This is a genomic window from Bacillus sp. FSL W8-0920 (genome assembly GCF_038593215.1).
Lineage (GTDB): Bacteria > Bacillota > Bacilli > Bacillales > Bacillaceae > Bacillus > Bacillus pumilus.
Window position 1 is genome coordinate 2,116,009 of record NZ_CP151974.1, and the last position, 15,637, is coordinate 2,131,645.

The 15,637-nt window shown below is 41.0% G+C and carries 18 protein-coding genes; 1 reads left to right on the forward strand and 17 read right to left on the reverse strand.

Annotated features, from left to right (window positions below):
• Window positions 1–11 precede the first annotated feature (11 nt).
• The 6 genes from NSS78_RS10540 to NSS78_RS10565 all read right to left on the reverse strand — a co-directional run bounded on the left by NSS78_RS10540 (window position 12) and on the right by NSS78_RS10565 (window position 4,460).
• Window positions 12–215 (reverse strand): DUF2768 domain-containing protein, encoded by a 204-nt coding sequence (locus NSS78_RS10540; protein WP_034318888.1) that lies wholly within the window; start codon window positions 213–215, stop codon window positions 12–14.
• Between the two features lie 266 nt (window positions 216–481).
• Complete coding sequence (locus NSS78_RS10545) at window positions 482–1,519, reverse strand: NAD(P)H-dependent glycerol-3-phosphate dehydrogenase (protein WP_044141099.1); 1,038 nt, start codon at window positions 1,517–1,519, stop codon at window positions 482–484.
• A 14-nt stretch (window positions 1,520–1,533) separates the two neighbouring features.
• Window positions 1,534–2,844 (reverse strand): ribosome biogenesis GTPase Der, encoded by a 1,311-nt coding sequence (gene der / locus NSS78_RS10550; protein WP_003215663.1) that lies wholly within the window; start codon window positions 2,842–2,844, stop codon window positions 1,534–1,536.
• 159 nt (window positions 2,845–3,003) lie between these two features.
• Window positions 3,004–3,198, reverse strand: coding sequence for a hypothetical protein (locus NSS78_RS10555; RefSeq protein ID WP_003215794.1), 195 nt, complete (start codon window positions 3,196–3,198; stop codon window positions 3,004–3,006).
• Window positions 3,199–3,204: 6 nt separating this feature from the next.
• Window positions 3,205–4,089 (reverse strand): YIEGIA family protein, encoded by an 885-nt coding sequence (locus NSS78_RS10560; RefSeq protein ID WP_003215905.1) that lies wholly within the window; start codon window positions 4,087–4,089, stop codon window positions 3,205–3,207.
• Window positions 4,086–4,460: a hypothetical protein gene (locus NSS78_RS10565; RefSeq protein WP_223251245.1), complete on the reverse strand. Its 375-nt coding sequence runs from the start codon at window positions 4,458–4,460 to the stop codon at window positions 4,086–4,088. The genes NSS78_RS10560 and NSS78_RS10565 overlap by 4 nt, the downstream gene beginning before the upstream one ends.
• A gap of 348 nt (window positions 4,461–4,808) precedes the next feature.
• Between NSS78_RS10565 and NSS78_RS10570 the strand changes: the two genes are divergently transcribed.
• A complete protein-coding gene (locus NSS78_RS10570) occupies window positions 4,809–4,940 on the forward strand; it encodes a YpzI family protein (RefSeq protein ID WP_003215762.1) in 132 nt (43 codons plus the stop codon).
• Between the two features lie 53 nt (window positions 4,941–4,993).
• On the opposite strand, the gene fni is transcribed toward NSS78_RS10570, so the two are convergent.
• The 11 genes from fni to NSS78_RS10625 form a co-directional block, all read right to left on the reverse strand.
• Window positions 4,994–6,061 (reverse strand): type 2 isopentenyl-diphosphate Delta-isomerase, encoded by a 1,068-nt coding sequence (fni, locus tag NSS78_RS10575; RefSeq protein WP_212045955.1) that lies wholly within the window; start codon window positions 6,059–6,061, stop codon window positions 4,994–4,996.
• Between the two features lie 14 nt (window positions 6,062–6,075).
• Window positions 6,076–7,227: a 30S ribosomal protein S1 gene (gene rpsA / locus NSS78_RS10580; RefSeq protein ID WP_003215529.1), complete on the reverse strand. Its 1,152-nt coding sequence runs from the start codon at window positions 7,225–7,227 to the stop codon at window positions 6,076–6,078.
• 223 nt (window positions 7,228–7,450) lie between these two features.
• Window positions 7,451–8,128, reverse strand: a complete 678-nt coding sequence (gene cmk, locus NSS78_RS10585) for a (d)CMP kinase (RefSeq protein WP_003216003.1) — start codon at window positions 8,126–8,128, stop codon at window positions 7,451–7,453.
• A gap of 71 nt (window positions 8,129–8,199) precedes the next feature.
• Entirely contained in the window at window positions 8,200–8,382 is a 183-nt protein-coding gene (locus tag NSS78_RS10590) for a DUF5359 family protein (protein WP_003215744.1), read from the reverse strand.
• Between the two features lie 63 nt (window positions 8,383–8,445).
• A complete protein-coding gene (locus NSS78_RS10595; RefSeq protein WP_309216874.1) occupies window positions 8,446–9,093 on the reverse strand; it encodes a flagellar brake domain-containing protein in 648 nt (215 codons plus the stop codon).
• Between the two features lie 102 nt (window positions 9,094–9,195).
• A complete protein-coding gene (ypeB, locus tag NSS78_RS10600; RefSeq protein WP_268458328.1) occupies window positions 9,196–10,545 on the reverse strand; it encodes a germination protein YpeB in 1,350 nt (449 codons plus the stop codon).
• Between the two features lie 16 nt (window positions 10,546–10,561).
• Window positions 10,562–11,473 (reverse strand): spore cortex-lytic enzyme, encoded by a 912-nt coding sequence (gene sleB, locus NSS78_RS10605; protein WP_212045953.1) that lies wholly within the window; start codon window positions 11,471–11,473, stop codon window positions 10,562–10,564.
• Window positions 11,474–11,600: 127 nt separating this feature from the next.
• Window positions 11,601–12,263: a glutamic-type intramembrane protease PrsW gene (gene prsW, locus NSS78_RS10610; protein ID WP_003215795.1), complete on the reverse strand. Its 663-nt coding sequence runs from the start codon at window positions 12,261–12,263 to the stop codon at window positions 11,601–11,603.
• A 155-nt stretch (window positions 12,264–12,418) separates the two neighbouring features.
• Window positions 12,419–13,390, reverse strand: coding sequence for a YpdA family putative bacillithiol disulfide reductase (locus tag NSS78_RS10615; protein ID WP_003215846.1), 972 nt, complete (start codon window positions 13,388–13,390; stop codon window positions 12,419–12,421).
• 123 nt (window positions 13,391–13,513) lie between these two features.
• Window positions 13,514–14,788, reverse strand: a complete 1,275-nt coding sequence (locus NSS78_RS10620; protein ID WP_003215501.1) for a Glu/Leu/Phe/Val dehydrogenase — start codon at window positions 14,786–14,788, stop codon at window positions 13,514–13,516.
• 195 nt (window positions 14,789–14,983) lie between these two features.
• Window positions 14,984–15,565: a genetic competence negative regulator gene (locus NSS78_RS10625; protein ID WP_003215601.1), complete on the reverse strand. Its 582-nt coding sequence runs from the start codon at window positions 15,563–15,565 to the stop codon at window positions 14,984–14,986.
• Window positions 15,566–15,637: the final 72 nt, after the last annotated feature.

Below are 15,637 nucleotides of genomic sequence, written 5' to 3' on the forward strand. Positions count from 1 at the left end.
TTCCTTTTTCTTTATTCATTGACCGGCCCGCTAAATACAACTAAAAACACAATGATACCTGATATCAGCATCAAGCTGTATGCGACGGTCGAGGCTGTTATTTTAAGAAACCGGCTCTTCAGCTTAAATCGACTGAAATAAATGGTTACTACAGCTAAAAACATGAGCCCCATTGAACCAAGTGCAAACCACATCTTGATTAAAGCAAAACTCATCGTGCCTGTCCCCCTTTAAAACGAACAAATTGTAAGCGTTTATATTTCATTCTAAACCAAAAATAAGGTAAATATCAATCATTTTTCCAATCATTCAGAAAAAAGCGCATAAAAAAACTGAAGCAAAGAGGGGGACTCCGCTTCAGTCATTAGGTCGACTATTTTTCCTCATTCTGTAGAGGCAAAGCTCTATTCAAACTTCATTGCTATGTTATGCAAGTCTTCCCCTTCTTGCATCCTCTACATGCCTAAGTTCAGTCTTCCATTTATTTTGTTTGGTTTTCAAACATGTTCACAAGGTCTTCCATTTCATGTGTTTTCACACGTGCCATCAATGATTCGACCGCATCGTCGACCTTTTTCCCTTCAAACAGGACGTGGTAAAGTGCCTCTGTGATCGGCATGCTGACCTTGTATTCTTTGGAGAGCTGATAAGCGCCTTTTGTTGTACGGACGCCTTCGACGACCATCCCCATTTTTTCAAGCACTTCTTCAAGCTTATACCCTTTACCAAGCAGATTTCCGCAGCGCCAGTTACGTGAATGAACACTTGTACATGTCACGATCAAATCTCCAACGCCCGTTAAACCGGCAAATGTCAGAGGATTCCCTCCCATTTTTGTACCGAGACGTGCGATTTCAGCGAGTCCTCTAGTGATGAGCGCCGCTTTTGCATTGTCACCATATCCAAGCCCATCTGTGATCCCTGCCGCAAGAGCAATGATATTTTTCAGTGCGCCGCCAATTTCTACACCAATCACATCAGGGTTTGTATAAACTCTAAAGTTGTTGTTCATGAACAAATCTTGAACAAATTGAGCCGCTTCAATATTTTCTGATGAGACAGTGACAGTTGTCGGGTGACGCAAGCCTACTTCCTCGGCGTGGCTCGGTCCTGATAAGACGACGACAGCTTCTCTTTTCTCATCCGGGACTTCTTGTTCAATCATTTGAGATATTCTCAGAAGTGTATCTGGTTCAATTCCTTTACTTACATGGACAAACGGCACTTTCGACGTAATCAGCTCATTTGCCTGCTTCAACACTTCACGAATGGCCTTTGTTGGCACAGCGACAATAATAGCGTCTGTCCCCTCTAACGCCTGCTTCATGTCTGTCGTCGCCTGAATAGACACCGGCAGTGCGACATTTGGCAAGTAATCATGATTTTCATGTTTCTCATTGATTTGGTCAATGAGCTCTTGTCTATGTCCCCACATGTGTACATCATGATGATTATCAGCTAATACAAGAGCAAGGGCTGTTCCCCAGCTTCCTGCTCCAAGTACTGAAATTTTCTTCATTCTGCTCACCCTTTTTATTTTCTCGCTCTCGCAAATATTTTAATCGGTGTTCCTTCAAAACCAAACGCATCTCGAATGCGATTTTCTAGGAAACGTTCATAAGAAAAGTGCATAAGCTCTGGATCGTTTACAAACACAACAAAGGACGGAGGCTTAATCGCCACCTGTGTCGCATAGTAAATTTTCAGGCGCTGTCCATTATGAGTCGGCGTTGGATTCATTGCTACTGCATCCATGATGATATCGTTCAAAATATTCGTTTGAACGCGCATCGCATGATTTTCACTAGCTGTAATAATGGACGGCATTAACGTATGAATTCTCTTTTTCGTGAGAGCAGACATAAACAAGACAGGAGCATAATCTAGGAATTGAAAATGCTCACGAATGTTTTGCTCAAATTCCTTCATCGTACGCTCATCTTTTTCAACAGCGTCCCATTTGTTCACAACGATTACAACGGCTTTACCAGCTTCGTGTGCATAGCCCGCAATACGTTTATCCTGCTCAATAATGCCTTCTTCACCGTCTAGAACAACAGCGACAACATCAGAACGATCAATGGCTTTTAATGCACGAAGCACACTGTATTTCTCTGTTGTTTCGTATACTTTTCCTTTTTTTCTCATACCTGCTGTATCAACAATGACAAAATCACGCTGATTGTACGTAAACATCGTATCGACAGCATCTCTTGTTGTACCAGCGATGTTGCTGACAATGACGCGGTCTTCTCCGAGCATCGCATTCACTAAAGAAGATTTCCCTACATTCGGGCGACCGATTAAGCAGAACTGGACAACTTGTTCGTCATACTGCGTATCTGGTAAGTTCTTAAAGTGTTCTGCAACAGCATCAAGTAGATCACCAAGACCTAATCCGTGCGTTCCAGAAATCGGATATGGCTCGCCAAACCCTAGTGCATAAAAGTCATACACGTCACTTCTCATTTCAGGGTTGTCCAGTTTATTGACAGCAAGTACAACTGGCTTTTTCGTGCGATATAAAATTTTTGCGACTTCTTCATCCGCTGATGTCACACCATCTCGGCCATTCACCATAAAGATAATGACATCCGCTTCATCCATTGCAATTTCTGCTTGATGGCGAATTTGCGCTAAAAATGGCTCATCTCCAATATCAATTCCACCAGTATCTATTAAGTTAAAGTCATAATTTAACCATTCAGCAGAGCTATAAATACGATCTCTTGTTACACCAGGTGTGTCTTCTACAATCGATATTCTTTCGCCTGCGATTCGATTAAAAATTGTAGATTTTCCAACGTTGGGCCTTCCAACAATGGCTACGACAGGTTTACCCATAGTACCCTTCCTTTCAATCCAGCCGCGATTCAATATGTTCATCATCATGTTTCAACCGGGATTTAAAATTTTCATTCAGTTTTATGAAATAAACCCTTCAAACATGAAGGGTTCAACTTATATATTATATCAATTTTTAATCAGACCACAATGAATAACTTAAAAATGTTTGACAATCAAGTAAAGATCTTCTCCAATTCCGTGTGCAATTCCATCTAAAATGGCCTCTAAATTCATGGCGTACATGTCGAGTTCTTCTTTATTTTCACAGAAAAAAACGGCTGTTCCGCCCATGACCCGCTCTTTATTTGTTGTAGCCACAGCGAGTATAAATTGTTCAATGGTGTTCGCCATGCCCTATTACCTCACTTTCTTTTTTATGAACTCTGTCGGCATTCTGATGGCATTTTCTAAAATGGGTACTTCTTCTAATACACGGACAGCGAGATCTTCACGATACCATTGCGGTAAAATGAACACGCCAAGTGTGCCGTTATTCAAATCACGCTTTGCGAGCGGACAGAGTGATGGTTCACCGGAGTCGCGATACACACCAAGTACATTGGATAAATCAAATAAAATGGCTTGCCGCTGCCCAAGGTTGGCAATCGTTGTGGCTGCGTTGAAATTTTTCGGTGTCAAAATAAAGCCCATCCCATGCTCTAATATGAGCTTTTGCTTTTCGGGCAGTCCGATATTCATGATGTAAATATCGTTCACATAAAGCCCTGCCCCATCAAAGCGAAGCTCTCCTTTTTGTATGTTGACAATATCCTTTAATTGGCTGCCAGACATTAATAGCTTTGCCAAGAAAAAACAAAGAATACCGACCACTGTCCCTATAACGAGCGAGAAGAAAATACAGGCTGTGGTCGTAATCAGTGCCGTGAGAATCGCAATATAATTTCGGCTTTCAAAGGCAATGGCAATGCCTTCTATATATGTACTGCCTCTTGAGACTAGCTCATATGAATCCATTTGAGTTAACGTATTTCTTTCCATATTGCGGACATCTCTGAATTGCGTGGCCGCCAGCGTGAGAAAGGTAATCGCCGTAAATTCCTCCTGAATGAGTGCAGGCATAATGATCGCACCAAGTCCTGAAGCGATAAAACCAAGCGCAATGTGAATCACTTGTCCATGAATATACGTAGGGTATTGCCGGTAATCTGTTCTTAACATATAAAGCCTGGCCGCCATCCCAAAGATGACACCAATAATCACAGGAAACGTATAATCCGTCATGTTGATTTTGCAGCCCCTTTTACTGGTTTTCTTGATGAACGGGCGTTCAAGAGCTTTTCAAGCTGATCGACACCTAATAGGAAGATGGACCCTTGAACAACAAGGGACAGAAAAGAGAGATCTCCTATGACAATCGATGATGTCAGGCGGTGAATTGTGAGCGCATAAAGGGCTTCGCCAAGACATACAGCCATCATCCATAAGGTGACTCGTTCTGTGAAATGATGTCCATATGTCAAAGACATCAAGATCAGCAAGGCAAATACGACCCAATCCACTTTTATTAGCGTGAACCAAACCGGATCATATAATGCAAAAATCATAAAAAAGGCATATGCGCTCACCATAGAACCTAATTGTATGATTCTCATTATTTGATGCCCAGACCGGAATATAACGAAACCCGCACATGCATATAAAAAGGTCATCAAGTACCCCGCATTCAGGCTCATATCAAATATGGATATCATGAAATGACTACATATAATATGGACAAGGACAAAGACGCCTAGCACATTGCGCCATGAGCTTTTTTCCATAATAAATGTCACGATAATCCAAACGAACCATATGGACCAATAATAGTACAAAGCCTCCAACGTCTCATCACCTCAATTACATTATGGGAAAATCCCCAATTTTTAAACGTAAGAGATCGCTTGGGGCATTGTATGAAATAAACAAGAGGTGACACCCTAATGGTTGAGGAGGGATGTATGATGGGAAAAGATAGACAGGAAAAACGCTTAAAGGCATCAAAAAGAGTGGAATCTGACCGTGATCAATCCATTCATTATAAAGGGGCAACAGCATTAGAAGGTCCAGATAGTGCGCGAAAAAGAAATCAATAAAAAAAGGCATGTGATGACCACATGCCTTAGATGTTTATGGGCTAAACTTGCTTTTAGTCCTTTTTCTTATTTGATCTTAAACTATAGTACGTTGTGTCGATGCCTCTTTCTTTGAGCCAATGACTCGTTTCACCTGAAATGACAACTTGGGTTTGTCTCAGCTCTTCAATGGTCTTCACGCCAAGGACTGTCATCATCATCTTCACATCTTCTTGAAGATCTATGATATTCGCGATGAGACCGCTCTCCCCTCCGTCAGTCAGTGATTTTAAGAAAAAGCCAGCTAGACCAGCAGCGGATGCGCCAAGTGCGATTGATTTTGTTACATCAAGGGCGTCTTGTATACCTCCCGAGGCTAAAATCGTTTGATCTGGAAAACTTGTATGTACTTCAGCAAGACTCGCTGCAGTTGGAATCCCCCATTGATCAAAATAATGAAGTGCTTTTTGGCGGCGAAGATTTTCGATCTTAGAAAAGTTCGTACCACCAAATCCGCCTACATCAACGGCCGCAACCCCAGCATGAAATAACTTTTTGGCCGTTTCCTTGCTCATGCCAAATCCAACTTCTTTTACGACAACAGGCACACCAACTGATTCATTGATGGCTGCGATGCGCTCAAGTGCCCCCCTGAAATCACGGTCTCCTTCAGGCATGACAATCTCTTGAATCACATTTAAATGAATCTGGAGCATATTGGCCTCCAGCATCTCAACGGCTTCCTTCGCTTGCTTCATCGTTGCCTCACTGCCTAGGTTCGCAAAGACAATTCCATCTGGATTCACTTTACGAACAACTTCATACGTACGTCTTTCTTCTTTATCTTTCAGTGCAGCCATTTGCGATCCAACTGCCACCGGAATATTGGTTTCCTTCGCTGCGATCGATAAAGAGCGATTAATCTCATAGGTCGATTTTCCGCCTCCGCCAGTCATTGCATTGATAAAAATTGGCGAACCGAAAGTCAGTCCGCCAATTGTTGAATGTGTATCAATTTGTGATGTTGCAAGATCTGGTAAACTGGCGTGAACGAAGGAAACATCTTTTAAACCTGTTGCTGCATGCTGTCCAGTGGACAAGGCATGTTCAATATGCTGCTTCTTTCTTTCTGCTCGCGTCAATTTTGATCACCAAATTATTTTAATTTATTGAGCTTATCTCCGATCAGGTCACCAAGCTGGAATCCACTTGTGTTTTCTTCTTTCGCCTGATATTGACGATAATTCTCTTCGATTTGTTTTTCAGGATTTTCTTCTAAATCACGGATGCTTAGTGAAATGCGTTCTTCATCTTCATTCACATCAAGCACTTTTACTTTCACAGTCTGCCCTTCTTCAAGGACTTCATGCGGCGTACCGATATGTTTATGAGAGATTTGAGAAATATGCACAAGTCCTTCGACGCCTGGCAGAATTTCAACAAATGCACCAAAGCTTACTAGACGTTGGACAGTTCCTTCAAGCACATCACCTTGTTTTACCTTTTCACCAATCTGGCTCCAAGGTCCTGGTAATGTTTCTTTAATAGATAGTGAGATACGTTCGTTATCACGATCAACAGCAAGTACTTTGACCTGGACTTCCTGGCCTTCTTCCACTACGTCAGATGGCTTTTCAACATGCGCATGGGATAGTTGAGAAATGTGAACCAATCCATCAATGCCGCCAATGTCTACAAATGCACCAAAATCAGTAAGGCGTTGCACTTTACCATCAATCACACTGCCTACTTCAAGTTTTTGCAAGAAGTCTTGCTTTTTGTCTAATTGCTCTTGCTCCACTACTGCACGGTGCGAGAGAATCACACGATTTTTTTCGCGGTCAAGTTCGACCACGACAAGTGAGAGTGTTTTACCTTTGTAGTCTGAAAAGTCCTCAACATAGTGCGCTTCTACAAGAGATGCAGGAATAAATCCACGCACACCAATGTCTACGACAAGACCACCTTTTACAACGTCTTTTACTTCAGCTTCAAATACTTCTTTTGTTTCAAACTTTTTCTCTAGGTCTTCCCAAGCGCGGTCTGCATCAACAGCACGTTTCGATAAAATCAAAGCATCGTCTTCGACTTTTGTTACTTTAAGCTCTAATTCGTCGCCATCTTTCACGACATCTGATGCTTTTTCAACGTGAAGACTTGATAATTCACTGATTGGGATGATCCCAGGTTGTTTCACATTGACGATATCTACATTGACATGCTTGTCCTCAACTTTAGAAACAATCCCTTTCACTACATCTCCAACCTCTGGTACCTGAACATCGATTTGATTCATTTCCTCTGTCATTTCGATAACCTCCTTGGTCCAAACCTACACAGCTTAGTTAAAACGACTGGGTGAATATGTGTCTTAAGCATGATGATTGCCAGCCGAGTATGTATTATAGAAACATTCAAATCAACAGAATTGCTTGAATGATCAATAAAAATAGTATTAGTATAAACTTCTAATAAAAGACCTTGTTTGTCAAGAGATAAACCTCTAACTTATAAAAGTTTTCTAAAATTTCTTACAGTTTCTCCACACGGTCTGCTGCATCTAAAATTTTACCTGCTACCTCTTGAATGGTAAGAGAAGTTGTGTCAATCTCAATGGCGTCATCCGCTTTCTTAAGCGGTGAAACTTCGCGCTCAGAGTCAAGCTTGTCACGTCTTGCAATCTCTTCGATCAGCTGATCGTAATTGACATCGTAGCCTTTTTTCTGATTCTCTTCAAAGCGGCGTTTTGCTCTTTCTTCTACAGATGCAAGCAAGAAAATTTTCACTTCGGCATCTGGAAGAACGTGAGTACCTATGTCTCTTCCGTCCATCACGACACCGCCTTTTTTACCAAGCTCTTGCTGCCTGCGGACCATTTCTTCCCGAACAGCTCTGTGCTTTGCGACAACCGATACTTGGTTGCTCACGCGGTCTGTGCGAATCTCTTCTGTCACATCGGTATTGTCTAGATGCACTTTTTGACCCTCGCCTGTTGAGACAAGTTCAATCACCGTTTTCTTTAGTAGTGCATCAAGCGCCTGCTCGTCTTCAAGATCTACACCATGGTGAAGTGCCGCAAGCGTAATCGCGCGGTACATGGCACCTGTATCGATATAAATATATGATTTTTTTGCTGCGACAATTTTTGCCACAGTGCTTTTTCCTGCTGCTGCAGGACCGTCAATTGCGATAGATAATTTCTTTTTCATAATACCTCTCCTTGATTGAATCTCCCTTATGAATTGTAACACGATCACCGGTCAAACGGGGGAATTTTCTATCAATCCTTCTGCTTAAACGTCTCGATCCAATCTTCAATGCTCATGTTATTTACACCCTCGTATTGCACGACTTTTGACAAAAATAGTTCTCCTTTTGTCAAATGAAGTGTGATCTGAACGGCTAATAATAAGACAAGCTGAATGAGCACCGCTTTAAATAGCCATCTTTCCATTGTTTTCATACAAAAAGCCTCCACGCTAGATTCTATTACCTCTAGTATGGAAGCTTTTAACATCCTTTATTCTTATGCTTTTTTCACACGTGTTAAAAGCTGCTGCTGGAAGCAGTACTTCATAATGTGCTGTTGCTGATCATTTGTGATCTCAGAAAACTCCATGATCGCTCTTGTTTTGCCAGTCTGCTCATCTTGATAAACTCGGCTCATCTCTGCAACCGCTTTAATTTTAACAGGCTCTTTCAGCGGAAGTTCAAACTCTGTGATCACTTCTTCGTATTCTTTCAATGAGACACCTTCAGGAACAGCAATTGCTAAGCCGCCAGCACTCATATTGACAATAAACGTGTCAAAGGATTCTTCACCCGTTTGCGTGATCGCGGTTTTGACCATTGTATCGACTCTCAGGTATTCTCTACGCTGAAGCCGAATCATTTCTTCTTTTGGCGGAATGGAAATGACGATCATCGGAATATCTTCTTTCCTCTTGCCGATGACTTCGCTTGTGCATTTGTATGGAATTTGATTTTCATCGAAAAAGAAAACGGTGATTTCTGTTTGCTGGTTTAAATAGATCGTGCGTCCCGTTTCTTTATCAGCTGGATAATTAATGCAAATATCATCGTTATTATTTTCCAAAACTTTCGATTTTGCAGTTTTCACTTCTTTGTTCTCATTGACATATTCAATTGTGATTGCATCCCCTATTTGTAACATTCCTCATCACTCTTTTCATCTGTGAAATCATATCCTCTCCTATATTAAACCATGTATAAAACAAAAGGAAAAGGCTTATTCGCCTTTTCCTCGTTTCCTTTTTTATAGGTCTTTATATATAGGTTCTGCGTTTTTTAGTTTATCTACTCGTTCTTCTTTTCCAGTATCCGCATTAATGAACATTCGGTACGTATCATTTTTTATCGTTCCTAGGAACTCATAGCATAAAACTTCCTCTGACATATCGTTTTGAACAATCGCTACATGAGTATCTTCGATTTTCACATGCTGATTGAGCGTTTTCTTCGCTTCTTTTTGCGAGATTTTAGGTGCTTTGATGTCTCTTGTTTTATGATTCGTTAAATAGTCTTTCGCTGAAAATCCAACCACTTCACCATCGTCTAGTGCGACCTTCATGCGTATACTATCTGGATACAGCAGTACATTTTTTTGAAGAGGTACATAGGTAAATACACCGATATTATCAAATTGTGCACTTTCATCTAAATGGAATGACTCTGCATCAAATCCTTGCTTCTTTAAGAAGCTGAGTGCTTTTTCTGATGCTTGGTTTAAACTGATTTTCTGTTTTTTCACGTCTCGATTTTGAAGAAGGTAGACTGGATGTCCTCCTTTTTCAGTCAAGTCTAAATAGAAATTCGCTTTACTATCAGGATCTGACATCGATAAGCTGTACACATCTCGATTGGTTTTGCTTCCGCTTTTTCTCACCTTAAAATGTTGATTATGATCAGGTGCGAATTGCTGGGCAATGCGTATCGCTTCTTTCTTTGAAATCTTTTTACCCTTTAAATGATTGTAGCCGCGTGTTTCTGCTTCTGTGGACACATTTGTCGGTCCGAGATCGACATCTGCAAATGCATCTGCATTTCTCTCGACTGTTTTCAACCCGTCAATGATGGTGTTATCATTTTTTCGGTCACCATCAGCAAGTGCCATTTCAACATCCATCCATTTTAAATTTTTATTGAGGACGAGGTGCTGCACTTGTCTCAGTTCGTTTTGGATATCAGATGCTTGCTGATATAAGGACGTAATGGTTTTGTGCGTATTTTTGTTTAATGGTTCATCTGATAAGGATTTAACTGATGATTTGTAGCTAAAGTCTCCGACATTCGCCAAAAATTCTTCCGTTTTGTTAAAAGGCATTAATGTGAGCGGAAGCTGACTCACATTGTTATGTGCTTCTGATGACATTCTCCATACATCTGCAAGTGCCGGTGAAATCGACGATTGGCTGTTCATCGCAAGCGTTGCCCCAAGTTGGTCGTGCAGCTGATCCACTTGGTACGTTAAATCGTGGAAGGCCCTCTGATAGTTGTTCTCTGCGTGCAGCAGCACTGCGTCTTTTTCTTGATGCTCTTTATAGCCCCAATAACCTGTTGAGATGACAGCAATTCCTAAAATGGCAATCAATATTCCTCTGATCATTTATTTACACCTCTTTCTATTCGCAGAAAATATGTTTCCCAATTCGTTTAATTTGTGGTCTTCCCCAAATCCATGGACTTGTTGCTGTATCAGGATTAAAGTAATAGACGGCGCTCTCAGACGGGTCCCAGCCGTTAATGGCATCAAACACAGCCTTTTTTGCAGTTTCATTTGGTGACATATAAAATTGACCATCCGCCACAGCTGTAAACGCAAGCGGTTCAAAAATAACTCCTGCGATTGTATTTGGAAAAGTCGGGTTGTTCAAACGGTTTAAGATGACGGCAGCGATCGCCACCTGTCCTTCATACGGCTCGCCCCTTGCTTCACTATAAACCGCTTGTGATAAGAGCTGAATATCATTACTAGAAAAACCACCTGGCATGTTGGCTGCCGTTTGTTTCGGTGTTTGATTTGCTTGCTGATTGCCTGACTGTTTCGCAGACTTTCCAGGTGCTCCGCTTTGACTTTTTTGATTCTCTTTCGCACCTTGAGCAGTCTTTTTTTGTGAGCTTCTTTTCGCAGGAGCTTTTGTTTGCTGATCAAGAGGTTTCCCGCCATAATGGGTAAACTCATTCCCCTTTTGCAGCTGCTGCTGAACAAAGTCTTTATAGTATTTTGTCTTTTGAACTAATAGGCTTTTTGTTTGTTTACCTACAAGTCCGTCGACCTTCTTTACACCATATTGGCTTTGAAAGTTGCGAACGGCCCAGTACGTCCCCCAGCCATATACACCATCAATTTTGCCATTGTAAAAGCCATTGTATTGGAGCCGTGCTTGCAGCTCGACTACATCTTCTCCTGTCGCACCTCGCTGGATGACTTGACTGGTGAAGGCTTCACTTTTTTCAGTTGTCATCAGTGATGTTGCGAGTAGAACGATTGAGAAGATAAGGACGATTTGTTTCACGAAACGAGCTTTGTCCATATTTGATCCTCCTGTACTTTTGATGTTTGAATATATATTTCTTCCAATCCCTATTTTTATACATTCATCACAGGAGAGAAATGGATGAAAAGTCAAAAAAACGCCCTATCAACTGATAAGACGTTTTCTACATTAAATTTTGCACCATTTTCACTGAACGAGCTTTTTTTGCTTTTCGCAGGCCAAACCACCATAAAAAAATCATGAATGGCAGCATGATATATCCCCAATTTTTCATTCCTAACAATATGAAATCATATAGGCCGTGAAAAAGCACAGGAAGCGTTAGAGAAAGGATCAGCCATTTGCGCTGCTCCTTTTTATCAGAGAAGCGGGCTTTGCCGATATAAAATCCCATCACAACACCGAATAAAGCATGACTTGAGACGGGTAATAAAGCACGGGTGAATGCATATTCAACCCCGTGACCGACCAAATAAAGAATATTTTCAAGTGTTGCGAAACCAAGTGAGACACTGGTTCCATATACAATTCCATCATAGTGTTCGTCAAATTGGGCATGCGCATAGACGCTGACCATTAAAATAAACCATTTTAAAGATTCCTCTAAGAAGCCCGACGTCACAAATGAAATCAAGATAGGGTTCGTTGCGATATGCTCCTCTTGAAGGACATATTGAATAAACATGGTTGGAAACACAAGTATAACACCTAGCATAAAAGATCTGATGACCATGTGTACCGGCTCATTGTCGTACTGATCTTTCAAATAAAAATAACTTAAAAGTGCGATGCCGGGAGCTAAACCTGCTGAGATGATTGCGATCATAACCAGACCTCTTTCCCTACATTATCCTTCATTATCGTACCATGATTTACCCTTTTTTTATATGACTCGAGCCCATTTTTATGAAAATATTCTTCTATATAATCCCATTTTATATCAAAAAGAACCGAATCCCTTGGAAGGATCCAGTTCTTTTTTTATGCGTTCATTCTTTTATTAATTTCTTCTGCAATTAGCCCCCCATGAAATCTCCCGTTTTCAATGAAAATTTCATTGGCATTATTTCCAGCTGCAATCACTCCTGCGATGAAAATACCTTCTACGTTTGTCTCCATCGTCTGTTCATCAAATGCTGGGCGGCCTGATTCTTGATCAATTGTCACACCCATTTTTTCTAAGAAAGAATGATCTGGATGATAGCCTGTCATGGCAAAAACATAATCACTTTTCACTCGCTCCGTTTGCTCTTGCTGGTTTGTAAAAATCACTTCTTCTTCTGTAATTTCCTTCACCTGTGCTCCAAACTCCATTCGAATCGTTCCATTTCGCACAAGTGCTTCAAACTCTGGCAAAATCCAAGGTTTGATGCTAGATGAATATTCAGTTCCTCGATAAAGTACAGTGACTCTGCTTCCGCATTTCACAAGTTCTAGCGCAGCATCGACACTTGAGTTTTTCCCGCCGATCACCGTTACATCTTTATCAAAGTATGGGTGTCCTTCTTTAAAATAATGATACACATGTGGAAGGTCTTCCCCTTTGACATTCATATAGTTTGGATGGTCATAGTAGCCAGTAGCAATCACGACATAATCACATGAATAGTCGTCTTTTGATGTGCTCACGGTAAAATGGCCATCTTTTTTCGTCACAGCGGTTACTTTTTCAAAGGCATGCACACGCAGGTTTTTTCGTCTGACTACTTCTCGGTAATAAGAAAGCGCCTGGATACGAACGGGCTTGCGATTTTCAGTAATAAAAGCGACATCACCAATCTCAAGCTTTTCACTTGTACTGAAAAAGGTTTGATGTGTTGGGTAATGATAAATACTGTTAACGACATTCCCCTTTTCAATGACTAGTGCATCAATTCCGATTTGCTGGAATGCGATGGCAGCTGATAATCCGCAAGGGCCGCCTCCTATTATGATCGCTTTTTCTTGTTTCATTTGTTCCACTCCTGTCGTTTCAATGCAATAACAATTGCTAGCTGTTGATGATTTGTTCCCATTCCATAAAAAAATCTCCTATATAAGGATAGGAGATTTTTGGGCGCGATGCAAATAAGCCGCTTAAATCCAGCCTCTGAATCGAGAAGCTTCAGCCATTTTACGTACGCCGACCATATATGCAGCAAGACGCATATCGATGCGGCGGTTTTGCGCCATTTCATAAATATTATTAAATGATTTCACCATCATATCTTCTAAACGAGTTTCGACTTCCTCTTCAGTCCAGTAGAACCCTTGGTTATTCTGCACCCATTCAAAGTAAGAAACCGTTACACCACCCGCACTCGCAAGTACGTCTGGGACAAGCAGTACTCCACGATCTGAAAGAATTTTTGTTCCTTCAAGTGTCGTTGGACCATTCGCTGCTTCTACGACAATTTTAGCTTTAATGTTTGCCGCATTATCTTCAGTGATTTGGTTCTCAATGGCTGCAGGTACTAAGATATCACAATCGAGCTCAAGCAGCTCTTGGTTTGTGATGGTATCGTTAAATAATTTAGTAACGGTTCCAAAGCTGTCACGTCTGTCAAGCAAGTAGTCAATATCAAGACCATCTTCATCGTATAACCCGCCGTAAGCATCTGAAATCCCTACGATTTTCGCTCCGGCATCATACATGAATTTAGCCAAGTAGCTTCCTGCATTTCCGAATCCCTGTACGACAACACGTGCCCCGTTAATGTCAATTCCTTTTTTCTTCGCCGCTTCTTTGATGCAGATCGTCACACCTTTTGCTGTTGCAGTATCACGTCCGTGTGATCCTCCAAGAACAATTGGTTTTCCGGTAATAAATCCTGGCGAGTTAAATTCATCCATTCTAGAATATTCGTCCATCATCCATGCCATAATTTGAGAGTTTGTAAACACATCTGGAGCTGGTACATCTTTTGTTGGACCAACGATTTGACTGATTGCGCGAACATAGCCGCGGCTTAGTTTTTCAAGCTCTCTAAATGACATTTCTCTTGGATCACAGATAATACCGCCTTTTCCTCCGCCATAAGGAAGATCCACAATACCACATTTTAAACTCATCCAAATTGAAAGCGCTTTTACTTCTTTTTCAGTAACGTTCGGGTGGAAACGAATACCGCCTTTTGTCGGTCCAACAGCATCATTGTGCTGCGCGCGGTAACCAGTGAAAATTTTCACTGATCCATCATCCATTCGTACTGGAATTTTCACAGTTAATAGACGAATTGGCTCCTTCAGCAATTCATACACTTCTTGCGGGTACCCTAATTTGTCTAGCGCTTTATGTATGACGGTTTGAGTTGACTTTAAAACATCTAGCTTATCTTCTGCGTTATGAGCGGCGTTTTGATCGGCTGCCATTAAAATAAACCCCCTAGAAATCTTTCATGATCTACTGCTCCCTTTCAAGCAATAGTATACACCTTCGTACTGGTAAAGCAAAGGTAAAAAACGTTTTTTATCAAAATAAAATATCAGCGTTTATAAATATAAAAAGGATATAAAAAAATACTGTTGTTTCATCACAACAGTATTAAATATAATAGAAAAAAGTGATTAAAAATACATTTGAATCGTTTTCACTGCATCATCTTGCATGATCACTTTTCCGTATTCTTTTAGCCGATGAATCGTTAATGTCGTAGGTGAACCGAACTCCGCTAAAATGGAAATGACGGTATCAGCTGATAGTTCTTCAAAATCATCTAGGCTGAGAAAATATTGACCTTCATAATGGTAAACTGTACCCCCTAAAAGTCCAATACGACTTAAACTATGGGACAGTTGAATCACATCTTCAAACGAGGCAAATTGATAGAGCACATGATGACTCTCGTCGAGCTTGACTTGCATCTCAATGTAATCTTCATCAAACTCATCATCATCAGCATCATCCTGCTGACTCTTTGTGACAATGACGACCATCCCCTGCGCCTGAAGTGAAAATACTTCAACAGCAATCGGTCCACTCGCTTCAAAACCGAGCTCCTGATTCGCTTCGTTCATCATGTCTTTAAACAGCTGATGGACTTTGAACGAATCTTTCCAAAGGTCTTCTTTCGTAAGACCCCGGTCTGTCAGGTCATCTAGTGTGAGAAAAATTTTGATTTTATTATAATTCAGACGCTCCAGTCGCATAACGTTCCCTCCTGCCTCTTCTAAACACACATCATACTGTAGTATATGAGATGATGAGTCATAGGTTCTTAA